Source organism: Acidiplasma aeolicum (assembly GCF_001402945.1).
Classification (GTDB): domain Archaea; phylum Thermoplasmatota; class Thermoplasmata; order Thermoplasmatales; family Thermoplasmataceae; genus Acidiplasma; species Acidiplasma aeolicum.
This window is the reverse complement of sequence record NZ_LKBG01000250.1, coordinates 1-10,803: the sequence shown is the minus strand read 5'-3', so window position 1 is coordinate 10,803 and position 10,803 is coordinate 1. Positions and strand designations below refer to the sequence as shown.

Annotated in this window: 14 protein-coding genes, 1 tRNA gene and 1 pseudogene; 7 read left to right on the top strand and 9 right to left on the bottom strand. The window is 33.7% G+C overall.

From position 1 onward, the window contains the following. Window positions 1-54 precede the first annotated feature (54 nt). Complete coding sequence (locus AOG54_RS07155; RefSeq protein WP_084795525.1) at window positions 55-1,269, bottom strand: MFS transporter; 1,215 nt, start codon at window positions 1,267-1,269, stop codon at window positions 55-57. A 99-nt stretch (window positions 1,270-1,368) separates the two neighbouring features. Between AOG54_RS07155 and thsB the strand changes: the two genes are divergently transcribed. Further along, window positions 1,369-3,012 (top strand): thermosome subunit beta, encoded by a 1,644-nt coding sequence (gene thsB, locus AOG54_RS07150; protein WP_048100845.1) that lies wholly within the window; start codon window positions 1,369-1,371, stop codon window positions 3,010-3,012. A gap of 206 nt (window positions 3,013-3,218) precedes the next feature. Then, on the top strand, window positions 3,219-4,175 hold the full coding sequence (twy1, locus tag AOG54_RS07145; RefSeq protein ID WP_048100844.1) for a 4-demethylwyosine synthase TYW1: 957 nt from the start codon (window positions 3,219-3,221) through the stop codon (window positions 4,173-4,175). A 2-nt stretch (window positions 4,176-4,177) separates the two neighbouring features. On the opposite strand, the gene AOG54_RS07140 is transcribed toward twy1, so the two are convergent. The 6 genes from AOG54_RS07140 to AOG54_RS07115 all read right to left on the bottom strand — a co-directional run bounded on the left by AOG54_RS07140 (window position 4,178) and on the right by AOG54_RS07115 (window position 7,620). Further along, a complete protein-coding gene (locus tag AOG54_RS07140; RefSeq protein ID WP_048100843.1) occupies window positions 4,178-4,366 on the bottom strand; it encodes a hypothetical protein in 189 nt (62 codons plus the stop codon). Between the two features lie 9 nt (window positions 4,367-4,375). Then, entirely contained in the window at window positions 4,376-5,533 is a 1,158-nt protein-coding gene (locus tag AOG54_RS07135; protein WP_048100842.1) for an ArsA family ATPase, read from the bottom strand. Beyond that, complete coding sequence (locus tag AOG54_RS07130) at window positions 5,533-6,525, bottom strand: polyprenyl synthetase family protein (RefSeq protein WP_048100841.1); 993 nt, start codon at window positions 6,523-6,525, stop codon at window positions 5,533-5,535. The genes AOG54_RS07135 and AOG54_RS07130 overlap by 1 nt, the downstream gene beginning before the upstream one ends. A 72-nt stretch (window positions 6,526-6,597) precedes the next feature. Further along, the gene (gene albA, locus AOG54_RS07125) at window positions 6,598-6,870 is read right to left on the bottom strand and encodes a DNA-binding protein Alba (protein ID WP_048100840.1); all 273 of its coding nucleotides are present in this window, start codon (window positions 6,868-6,870) and stop codon (window positions 6,598-6,600) included. A 55-nt stretch (window positions 6,871-6,925) separates the two neighbouring features. Further along, window positions 6,926-7,315 (bottom strand): Lrp/AsnC family transcriptional regulator, encoded by a 390-nt coding sequence (locus AOG54_RS07120; protein ID WP_048100839.1) that lies wholly within the window; start codon window positions 7,313-7,315, stop codon window positions 6,926-6,928. A gap of 50 nt (window positions 7,316-7,365) precedes the next feature. Then, window positions 7,366-7,620, bottom strand: a complete 255-nt coding sequence (locus AOG54_RS07115) for a hypothetical protein (protein WP_048100838.1) — start codon at window positions 7,618-7,620, stop codon at window positions 7,366-7,368. Between the two features lie 78 nt (window positions 7,621-7,698). Here AOG54_RS07115 and AOG54_RS07110 point away from each other — a divergent pair. The 4 genes from AOG54_RS07110 to AOG54_RS10265 all read left to right on the top strand — a co-directional run bounded on the left by AOG54_RS07110 (window position 7,699) and on the right by AOG54_RS10265 (window position 8,830). Next, window positions 7,699-7,783, top strand: a tRNA-Leu gene (locus tag AOG54_RS07110). A 188-nt stretch (window positions 7,784-7,971) separates the two neighbouring features. Further along, entirely contained in the window at window positions 7,972-8,118 is a 147-nt protein-coding gene (locus AOG54_RS10135; protein ID WP_236688999.1) for a hypothetical protein, read from the top strand. Further along, complete coding sequence (locus AOG54_RS09570; RefSeq protein WP_231563408.1) at window positions 8,085-8,540, top strand: hypothetical protein; 456 nt, start codon at window positions 8,085-8,087, stop codon at window positions 8,538-8,540. The genes AOG54_RS10135 and AOG54_RS09570 overlap by 34 nt, the downstream gene beginning before the upstream one ends. A gap of 5 nt (window positions 8,541-8,545) precedes the next feature. Continuing rightward, window positions 8,546-8,830 (top strand): type II toxin-antitoxin system RelE family toxin, encoded by a 285-nt coding sequence (locus tag AOG54_RS10265; protein WP_082180434.1) that lies wholly within the window; start codon window positions 8,546-8,548, stop codon window positions 8,828-8,830. Between the two features lie 256 nt (window positions 8,831-9,086). Here the strand turns inward: AOG54_RS10265 and AOG54_RS07100 are convergent, their stop codons facing one another. Further along, window positions 9,087-9,371 (bottom strand): hypothetical protein, encoded by a 285-nt coding sequence (locus AOG54_RS07100; protein ID WP_048100836.1) that lies wholly within the window; start codon window positions 9,369-9,371, stop codon window positions 9,087-9,089. A 68-nt stretch (window positions 9,372-9,439) separates the two neighbouring features. On the opposite strand from AOG54_RS07100, the pseudogene AOG54_RS09750 reads away from it, so the two are divergent. Next, window positions 9,440-9,661 (top strand): annotated as a pseudogene (locus AOG54_RS09750) (transposase); the annotation flags it as partial. 40 nt (window positions 9,662-9,701) lie between these two features. Here the strand turns inward: AOG54_RS09750 and AOG54_RS07095 are convergent. Further along, window positions 9,702-10,640: an IS3 family transposase gene (locus AOG54_RS07095; protein WP_269082562.1), complete on the bottom strand. Its 939-nt coding sequence runs from the start codon at window positions 10,638-10,640 to the stop codon at window positions 9,702-9,704. Window positions 10,641-10,803: the final 163 nt, after the last annotated feature.

Below are 10,803 nucleotides of genomic sequence, written 5' to 3'. Positions count from 1 at the left end.
AAATTAAAAAAATTTGCAATATTTTATATTATATCAAAATACATTGCTGAAATATTATTCTTTTATTCCCGGTACTTTTCTATACTCATATAATATTAAAATAAAGAGTATAATGACTGGTACAGAAAATAAAAGAAATGTATATCTCAACCCAATTGAATATACCATTAAACCAGATATGGAGGGCACTGCTACTGCAAGAAACATCATTATGGCATAAAAATATGTATTTGCAACAGAAATTTCATTCTCATTAAATGACCTTGATAATGCGGTTAATGATGTTGGAAATGTTAAACCATGCGGTATTCCAAGCATGCAAATAATTATAAAATAGGTGATTAAATTTCTGGAGAGGTACACCATTATTAATCCTGTAATTGTCAACAGTATTGAGAATGTTGTGGTTATATACAGCCTTCTTACTGGCCTGTATGATAGATAAAACCTTGATAAGAATGATAGGCCAAAAAATCCGGCCAATAATATCTCAACAAATGAATATGGTGCATTAAACTCTGTTCTGGCAAAGATGCCGCCAAATGTTAAAATTAACGCAAATGGCGTATCATAAGAAATATTATTAAAAACAGATAATTTAAAACCATTATTCTTAAAAATATTTAGTGTCCTTTTTGTTTTTCTGTTATTTTCATCTGGAAATCTTATTTTAAATGATAGGATTACTGCAATTATATCAAAAGGTATAAAAAATAAGAATAGCTGATACAGGTTAAAGTATAATAATATATATGATTCAATTATTGGCCCTATAACCAGGCTTGCACTAAGTGATAATGTATATAATGTTAATGCCCTTTCCCTTGTTTTTTTATCTTTTATTGTACCCGCGGAGCTTATTATATTGGGCATGATGGAGCCAAAAAAGAAGCCTGAAAATATAACGAGTAGCCAGATATTATAAGGGTTGGAGAAATAGAATAACGGCTCAAAAACTGAATAGATAAAAACTGAGGAAATAAATAATTTCCTTCTCTTCTTGGAATCCAGCCTTGAATTTATTAATGCACTCATTATGCCTGTGCTCCCCATGGCTGAAGCGGAAAGGATGCCGATTAAAACGCTATTAAAATTAAGATAATATTTTGATATTAATGGTATTGTTGTAAGTATCAAATTATTGCTTGCGCGCACTGAAAATGTTAGCGACATTAATAATATTAGATATACAATTATAGGGGTATTTTTATTATTAAAAAATCTATGCACCTGTTCAGTATTGATAAAAAATAAATAAAACTTTTTCATCTTTTTATTTTAATGTTTATTATATAAATATAAGATGTGGGATTAATTTACTATATAGAAATGGTTATATAGAAGTTTATTTTTACTTATTTGATAATTATGATCGGTGGTCAGCCAATATTTGTATTAAGAGAAGGTACAAAAAGAGAGAGTGGCAAGGATGCCATGCAGGAAAATATAGATGCTGCAAAGGCTATAGCAACATCAATAAGATCAACATTGGGCCCAAGGGGTATGGATAAAATGCTTGTGGATTCCCTTGGTGATATAGTAATAACCAATGATGGTGTAACAATATTAAAGGAAATGGATGTTGAACATCCTGCAGCCAAGATGATGGTTGAGGTTTCAAAAACACAGGACAGCTATGTTGGCGATGGGACAACAACTGCTGTTGTACTGGCCGGTGCCCTTCTTGATCAGGCACAGTCGCTGATTAACCAGAATGTCCATCCAACAGTTATTACAAACGGATTCAAAATGGCTGCAGAGCAGGCTTCTAAAATTTTAGATCAGATTTCAAAACCTGTAAAAATATCTGACAGGGATCTGCTGGTTCAGATGGCAAAAACATCACTTAACAGCAAGAGCGCATCAGTTGAGGAGGATCTCCTTGGCGGCATATCCTATGATGCAATTAAAAGCATAGCTGAGGAGAGAGATGGCAAGTATTATGTTGACTTTGATAACCTCCAGATAGTTAAAAAGCAGGGTGGGGAAATACAGGAAACACAGTTAATAGATGGTATAATTCTTGATAAGGAGAAGGTCCATCCGAATATGCCAAAACTCGTTAAGGATGCAAAGATTGCCCTCCTTGATGTGGCATTAGAAATTAAAAAGCCAGAGTTTGATACAAACCTTCAGATAAGTGATCCAAGAATGATCCAGAAATTCCTTTCACAGGAGGAGGACCTTCTCAAGGATATGGTAGAAAAAATAAAGGCAACAGGTGCCAATGTTGTAATAACCCAGAAGGGAATAGATGACATGGCACAGCACTACCTTGCAAAGGACGGCATATATGCAGTGAGAAGGGTTAAGAAGAGTGATGTTGATAAGCTTGCCAAGGCAACAGGTGCAACAATAATATCATCACTTGAAGAAATAACAGAAAATGATCTGGGACATGCAGACAGTGTGGAGGAAAGAAAGGTCGGCGATGACTACATGACATTTGTGACAGGCTGCAAGAACCCAAAGGCCATAAGCCTATTAATAAGGGCCGGAACAGAGCATGTTGCAGATGAGATAGAGAGATCACTTACAGACTCACTGCACGTGGTCGCCGCAGCCGTTGAGGATGGTGCATATGTCACCGGAGGCGGATCAGCAGCAGAGGAAATGGCATTCAATCTTAGATCATATGCATCCAAGGTTGGTGGCAGGCAGCAACTGGCAATAGAAAAATTCGCTGATGCACTTGAGGACATACCCCGGGCACTGGCAGAAAATGCAGGATTGGACCCAATAGACATACTAATACAGATAAGAAGTGCACATGCCAATGGAAAGAAAACCTATGGATTAAATGTCTTCAAGGGAACAGTTGAAGACATGGAAAAACTTGGTGTAATAGAGCCCATAAGGGTTGGCAAACAGGCAGTTGCAGCTGCTACGGAGGCTGCAGTAATGATACTTAGAATAGATGATGTTATAGCCACCAAATCCTCAAAGAACAACCCATCACCAGGTGGACCACAGGGTGGCATGGGCGGCGGAATGCCAGGTGGAGAATACTAAAATATATGAATTATTTTTTTTATAAATATTTTAACTTCATACACAATTTAAATGCTTTTTGATTGGTTTTTATAAATAATCAATTGCTGGGAATTAAAAAAAACTTTGTGAATTCTAAAAATTATGAATTTAATATGTAACATCATTAATATCGGCTGAATAACATTTTAAAAGGGTTTATATATAGTTTTTAAATTTATATCTTAATGATAAATACATATAAACCAATATATAAAAAACAGCATTATGGCCTTGTCGGAAATCATTCAGCCGTAAAGGTATGTCACTGGACCAAGAGCCAGTTAACAGGCCATGCTGCATGTTATAAAAATACATTTTATGGAATTAATTCACATCAGTGTATACAGATGACACCCGCATTAAATGCATGCTCAGAGAACTGTGATTTCTGCTGGAGATTTCAGGGATTTGACAGCATGCATATTTCTCAGGAGGATGATCCAGAATTTATTCTTGAGGAAAGCATAAAGGCACATTTGAAATTAATATCGGGATTTAAGGGGAATCCCAAGGTAAAGAAAGAGCTTTTTGAGGAGGCACAGCATCCGAAACATATGGCAATCTCCCTCACTGGAGAACCCACACTTTACACAAGGCTTGGAGAATTAATAGAGGCCGCAACAAAACGTGGTATATCAACATTTCTGGTAACAAATGGAACCCTGCCAATGGTACTCGAAAAACTTGACCCGTTACCAACTCAACTATATGTAACGGTTGCAGGTCCCACAAAAAAGATATTTAATGATGTTCTTCATCCAGCAATAGGAAACGCGTGGGAAAACTTTAACAGAACACTGGAGATCCTGCCATCACTGGATACAAGGAAGGTAATAAGGCATACACTCGTTAAGGATGTAAATATGCCGTACTATGATGAGTATGAAAAACTGGATAGAATAGCCTCACCAGATTTCATAGAATCAAAGGGTTATGTACATGTTGGCCAGTCCATGGACAGACTGGCATATGAAAACATGCCAAGCCATGAAATGGTGCTTGAATTCTCAAATGAACTTGCCAGAAGGCTGGGTTACACACCATATGCAGATAGATACGAAAGCAGGGTTGCCATGATAGCAAAGGACCCATCAAAGGCCAAAATTGACTTTGAGGCAGAATTAAAGAAACATATGAAATAATTTTATTTTATTGATATTTTTTTGAGCTCCTTTTTAGGCTCATTTGCTGTGGATTGATTTTTAAATATAATTCTCTGGCCGAATCTTATAAGTTCAAACACGCCTCTTGTATATTTTTCAGCCTCAGATATTACATCCCCAACTATTTTGGGCACCTCAATATTTATCTGTATTACTGTTTTTTTATCCATAAATAGTAATTACTTTAGTGTTATATATAGATAACCATTTTTCAGTTCAGCGGCTGCAGGTTCCATGTTTGCCATTGTCTGTGGGAGATACATTATCCTCTTCCAGTTGCCCACCTCAACAACAAGCTCGCCACCTTTGTTAAATAAATCAAGATTTTCCTTTGTTGCATATGGCAGTTTAATTTTAACTATAACATCATTTCCATGCTTTGTAAATTCTATTGGTTTTCCTTTATAAAAAATATCATAAGGGTCATTTTCACCGTATATGGTCTCACCAAATTTTATTAATTTATCCCTGCCAAGTGGTTCATCGTTTTGAAGGTATCCCTTTAATATCTTAACATCAGGGAAGGCATCCGGGAGCTCATCAACAATTTTATGCTGCGATTCCCTCCATTCCCTGAAAAAATCGCCTGTATCATCAGTATATATTTTGTTTGCAATAACGGCATCAACTGGATATCCATAAAGCAAAAGATATGTAAATGCCCTTTTTGTTTCATTATATGACATTTGATCGGCATTTGTAACAAGCCTTATGGATGTTATTTCAGGATTCTGCAATATATCATGAATATGGCCAAGCTGATCATAAAGTGCCTCTGCGCTTTCAAAGACCTTGTCGTTTGGCATTGGAAGATTTGAGAATGGTTTCATGAACGGCCTTGCAATCTTTGCGGCGGTTCTGCTTATTGGAAATACCTTTTCCATGTACCATCTCATAACCTCCGGGAATGATAAAAGCCTTAATGCCTCACCTGTCGGTGCGCTATCGACAACAATTACATCAAAGTCATTATTGTTTATATAATCGTTAATGTAAAGCAGGTATGCTGCCTCCTCAAATCCAGGAAGTATTGCTATTTCCTCGGCAGAAATTGGATCAAGACCCTGGTACTGGAATAATGCTGTTAGATATTCACGTAGATCGTTCCAGTGACTTTTTATTGCATCGTTAATATTTATCTCCTGTGCATAGAAATTATCATAAATTTTTGTTGCCTCTGATCCTATTTTTGCCTCAAGAGAATCGCTAAGGCTGTGGGCAGGATCTGTTGACATTACCACAGTTTTATACTTTTTCGAAAGCATTAATCCAGTTGACGCTGCCACACTTGTCTTACCAACTCCACCCTTTCCTGTATATAATAAAACTCTAGACATTATACAACACCTGATTCATTTATTCTATCTATTACTATCAATGCAAGGTCCATAAGAAGATCAACATCTCCTGACCTCTTTATTTTATTTAAATTGCTAACGGATTTTGTTATATAATCCTTGGCAATATTAAAAGAATATTCAAGGGACCCCAATTCATATAAAATGTTTTTAAATACATTTTTAAAGTCCTTATCACGGTATTCTCCTGTAAGTATATCCTTTATTATTTTTCTCTTTTCCTGACTGGCATTTCTTAATGCGTGAATTATCGGAAGGGTGATAACATCATGGTTTAAATCAACCATTGTGGGTTTTCCCATATCCTTTTCGTTTCCCACTATGTCCAGTATATCATCTGTAATCTGGAATGCCATGCCCATATTAAATGAAAATTCCTTTAAATTTTCTGATATATTTTTATCCGCACCGGCAGCCAGTGTGGCACCTTCAGCACAGGCTGCAAAAAAATCTGCAGTTTTATTTTTTATTATTAATTCATATGTATTTATATCCATGTTTAGGTTTCCAATATTCATGGCCTCCAGGATCTGACCCTCGGCAAGCCTTGATGATGCATCGGCCATTATTTTTGATACGTCCTTTCCATATCTTGATCCGAGTTCATATGCCTTTGCAAATAGATAATCGCCAACAACAATGGCATTATTTATGCCTTCCTTATAGCTCAATGTTTTTCTACCCCTTCTGTATGGGGAATTATCTATAATGTCATCGTGTATTAAACTGGCAGTATGGATTAATTCATATCCTGCTGCAAGGTCAAGTATATTTTCATACGGTTTATCTGTTGAAATTTCATAGGACAGAATAGTTAAAAGTGGCCTGAATCGTTTTCCACCGGCGTCAATGGTATATTTTGCCATTGTGTACAGATAATCCTGATCTGTTTCTATGGTTTTCAATAACCTGTTATTTATCTCATTAATTTTTTTGGACAAACCAGACTGCCATTCATAAAAAGTTTTCATTTAAACACCGCAATTTTACAAATGTATTAAAAATAACAATTTAAGTTTTTGTGATTTATAAAAATAATTAATTTATCTGGATAAAACAATTTCAATTGATGAAACGTTTGATGGGCCCCTCTCACCCTCAAGTGTCTCGGTATCTAATGTTATCCTTTCGTATTTTATGTCCTGTACAAATTTATGCCTTGTTATCTCTGCTATATCGACTGCCTTGCTGATTGATTTTCCCCTTGCCTTAATAACAATGCGTTTTACATCATTGTTGTTAAATTGTGTCACTATAGCAAGGACATAGTTCATTGTTGGCTTTTTTCCCACAAAGATTGTATTTTCTTCTGCCATGTAAAATCCCCTTTATCCCTTATTTATTAACGCTATTTAATAATATCGCTGATTTCTATTTTAGCCGGATCATGGTATCTGTGCTTATAACACCGTCAATTGATCTTATGTTATCCACCTCTGAATTTATCTCATCAAGGGTATTTTTGGATAATTTTATTGACACGTCAATGCTTCCTGAAAGCTCATATATTTCATGGTAAATATTTTTCAACTTTTCTAATACATATGGTGCCTTTTTTGGGTCAACCCTCACAAGAATCATGGCCTCAACCGACGATGGGGTTTCTATTGTAAATTTTTTTATAATTCCTGATTTATAAAGATTTGCTATACGCTTCCGTATTGTACCTTCAGAAACCTTTAACTCCCTTGCAATTTCCATATTGCTCATTCTAGAATTTTCCCTTAATAACTTTAAAATTTCATAATCTTTTTCATCCATAAACCATTATTGTTTGGTTTAATTTAAATATATGTAAACGAATAAAAAACTTAACTGTATAATCCAGAACTGTTATGCCTATCATTGGTTGTCTTAATAAGCTCCTTTGGAACCTTAAGCATTCTCATTATATTTGTTGCCTGAATTATGTATACAGGGATGCCTGTATTTGGGTCATTTCCGTTTCTTTCTATTGCCATTATCTCCATTTTTATCTGCATAACTGTTCCGTCCTCCAGAGTAACCTTAACCCATTTTGGCTCCTCATCCAGTGTAAATCCTATAACCTCTCTATCATCCACCATATATATGGAAATCAAAATTAATATAAAATACATGGCATTACCTGATAAAACTTATTAAGGTAAAAATAATTAAGTGGTGCAAGGGTAACTAAGCTTGGCCAAAGGTGCAGGACTTAAGATCCTGTCCCGAAGGGGTTCGCGGGTTCAAATCCCGTCCCTTGCATGATTATAAAAGTTCAATGCAATGACATACATAGTTAGTGTTTTCATATCTTTATTTATATACTCATGATGCTTATTTTATAATATAAAAATAACATTATATAATTTAATGATTATATTATAATCACATATAAATATTTAATAGGGCTTTATAGAAAAGTGTATATATAGTTATTATAATTGCCATATATGGAGAAAGTAAAAATAAATGGTGTAGATCTTGTTAAATATCTGTTAATTAAATATGGTCCTCTCCCACAAAAAAATTACAAAAGCTTTCTTATTTTGCTGAATATGAATACATTAAAAAATATGGAAGAAGATTATCTGATCTAACATTTAAGCGTTATTATTTTGGGCCTTATTCCGAGGATATAAAAAATATTGAAGACTTAGAAGAAGACATTGTTATAAAAGAACAGATTAATAACAATCCTGCAAAAGAATCAGAGCTTGTAAATGAAGATTTTAAAATAGATAATAAAATTGCAAATATGATACATGACCTCATAAAACCATATATAGATAAAAATGGAAGTGAACTGGAAAAACTGGCAGATAAGACAGAGCCTTATATCTATGCAGAAGATTTTAACAACCCTATAGACCTTGATAGCTATGCATGGTTTTACAGTGAAGTTAATTCCGGTGTTTTCTGGAAAAATGCCGAAAAGATAGATAAAGAGAATATAAAAAAAGGCATATATGGAAAACATATAATAAAAGACGATTCCGATATTGATTCTCTATTTTCATGATTTAAATATGCGATAATTATTCTATTGATGTATCTGCGATAGAAGATTACATAAAAAAGGTTAGGGATAAAAATATCAAGGATCAGATTAAAAACAAAATATGTGCAGTAAAGAAAAATCCATATATTGGTGCAACTAAAACAGGGCTAATCGCAAATTACAGGGCGGTAAAAGTTAATAGGCAAAAAATCGTAATACTCTATAAAATAGGGGAAAAATATTGCATTGTTATATTTATAAACATTGGAAATCATGATGAATTCTATGGCAGAACATATGGCAAAAGATAAAGGCTACTAAAATAAATATTATAGTTTATTATATCCAATTTATTATCTAAAAGATCATTGCTCGCTTTCAAAGCAAACAACAGATGCCCATGGAATATATACGAGTTTATTCCCTGATTTGAGAAGCATGCCGTCGGTGTCCTGTTCTTCTAATGTTTCCTCGCTGAAGAAAATCGGATCTCCCCACAGAATAATAAACATTTATTTTCATTCCTATAAATCTTTCTATATTGTAGTATTCTTCCTTATATGCATTTCAATCACGTTTTCCTTTCATCATAACATACAGTCTATACATTGAAAAGAAGGCATTCTTTGGATAATTCTTTATTTTTAATTTTCCTGGGCATTCCCATGTAAATTCATATAAATCATATTTATCGGATTTATCTGTATTATATACCTTTTTATATTGCGATATTGAATAATCTAGGTCCTTATAGATGTTTTTATGTATTATTGTTCTGTAATCAGCTAATCTTTTGGTTGTGTACCATATTTGTGTAAATATAAATCTCCCTGTTAATAATGAAATGATCATTAAATAACAGGGAGAAATACCTCTTCTGAACCAAGGAGGTATAAAGTAGGGATATGACAATATAAAATATATCGGATATAGAGAAATTAATAGAACAGACAATAAAGGAAAAAATAGAAACCCTTATGAAAATAGAACAAGATCAATATTTAGAGGAGAATCCTGGAATAAAGAATGGTTATTATAAGAGGAACCTAAAAACAAGGTATGGTGAGATCAAGGATTTATCAGTGCCAAGGAATAGAGATAATAAATTCCACAGTGCTATAATAGATAATAATAGGTCTGTATGATGTTGGATAGTGATTGTTAAACAAAAATCTTTCCATTTCATGAGACATTTATCATAGACCTCTTATAATAATTACTATTTCTTCTTCTGTAGCCATCCTTAAGATTCTTTAAAAATCCTCTGTAATATTCCCTGAAACTACTATCATTATTCCATTTACCTAAAAACTGCAAAGGTGAATAGTAATCAAGGGTAGAATGTGGCCTTATATTATTGTAATCATAGAATGCATTCTCTATTATTATTTTACCATCATTGAAATTATTTATTTCATTGATCCATATATAATCAGTTTTAATTGAATTATGGAATGATTCAATATCTTCATTCTCCTCAGGTGTTTCCCTTTCTATGTATTCATGCTTTATATTCATTGTTTTCAAATAATTATTGAATTCTTTAGAAATATATTGGGGACCATTGTCTGTCCTTAGAGTAATATTCTCAGGTACTATGCCATTGAACTTCCTTATAATAGCATCATCTATGGCATTTATTGCATCCCTGGCCGTGCATGATGCATTATAATTATAGCCATACCATTCCTTGGAGAATGCATCCTTAATGCACATTAAATAGGTAATTCCATTATTTGTAGGTATATAAGTAATATCTGTTTCTATTAACATCTCTGGCTTATCTGCTATTAATAATTTTAATTCCCTTCTATTCTTATGGTTATGCAATGGTAAAGTTAGATTATTGTTCTTCATTATTTTATACACTGTTTTCCTTGCTATATTTATGCCTGAATTCCTCAATAATGCCCAGATTCTATTATAACCATATGTTATTCTTTCTTTGCATGGTTCCATTATTTCATTCACTATGCTGCTGTCAATCCTTGTTGAAGATCTTCTATCTTCAATGTTTTCATGCCTCCTCCTATAATAGTATGTTATTCTGTTAATTCCTGAATAATAGCATGCATTTTTTACTTCAATCCCATTATTATACATTTCATACACTGAACTCACCTTTTCCTTCTCATATAATTTTTTTTTAAAATCTCATTTGCTATGGTCATTTCACCTATTATTGACTTTAGATTCTCTACTTCCTTAATTAAGGGCCTATCAGGATCCTTTCCTTCCAGTCCCTTTTTGCTTCCTTCTAAAAACTGTTACTTCCATTTATAAA

Excerpts from the sequence above, each read along its gene's own strand:
- AOG54_RS07155 (WP_084795525.1), bottom strand. The coding sequence starts at position 1,269 with ATGAAAAAGTTTTATTTATTTTTTATCAATACTGAACAGGTGCATAGA.
- thsB (WP_048100845.1), top strand. The coding sequence starts at position 1,369 with ATGATCGGTGGTCAGCCAATATTTGTATTAAGAGAAGGTACAAAAAGA.
- twy1 (WP_048100844.1), top strand. The coding sequence starts at position 3,219 with ATGATAAATACATATAAACCAATATATAAAAAACAGCATTATGGCCTT.
- AOG54_RS07140 (WP_048100843.1), bottom strand. The coding sequence starts at position 4,366 with ATGGATAAAAAAACAGTAATACAGATAAATATTGAGGTGCCCAAAATA.
- AOG54_RS07135 (WP_048100842.1), bottom strand. The coding sequence starts at position 5,533 with ATGTCTAGAGTTTTATTATATACAGGAAAGGGTGGAGTTGGTAAGACA.
- AOG54_RS07130 (WP_048100841.1), bottom strand. The coding sequence starts at position 6,525 with ATGAAAACTTTTTATGAATGGCAGTCTGGTTTGTCCAAAAAAATTAAT.
- albA (WP_048100840.1), bottom strand. The coding sequence starts at position 6,870 with ATGGCAGAAGAAAATACAATCTTTGTGGGAAAAAAGCCAACAATGAAC.
- AOG54_RS07120 (WP_048100839.1), bottom strand. The coding sequence starts at position 7,315 with ATGGATGAAAAAGATTATGAAATTTTAAAGTTATTAAGGGAAAATTCT.
- AOG54_RS07115 (WP_048100838.1), bottom strand. The coding sequence starts at position 7,620 with ATGGTGGATGATAGAGAGGTTATAGGATTTACACTGGATGAGGAGCCA.
- AOG54_RS10135 (WP_236688999.1), top strand. The coding sequence starts at position 7,972 with ATGGAGAAAGTAAAAATAAATGGTGTAGATCTTGTTAAATATCTGTTA.
- AOG54_RS07100 (WP_048100836.1), bottom strand. The coding sequence starts at position 9,371 with ATGATCATTTCATTATTAACAGGGAGATTTATATTTACACAAATATGG.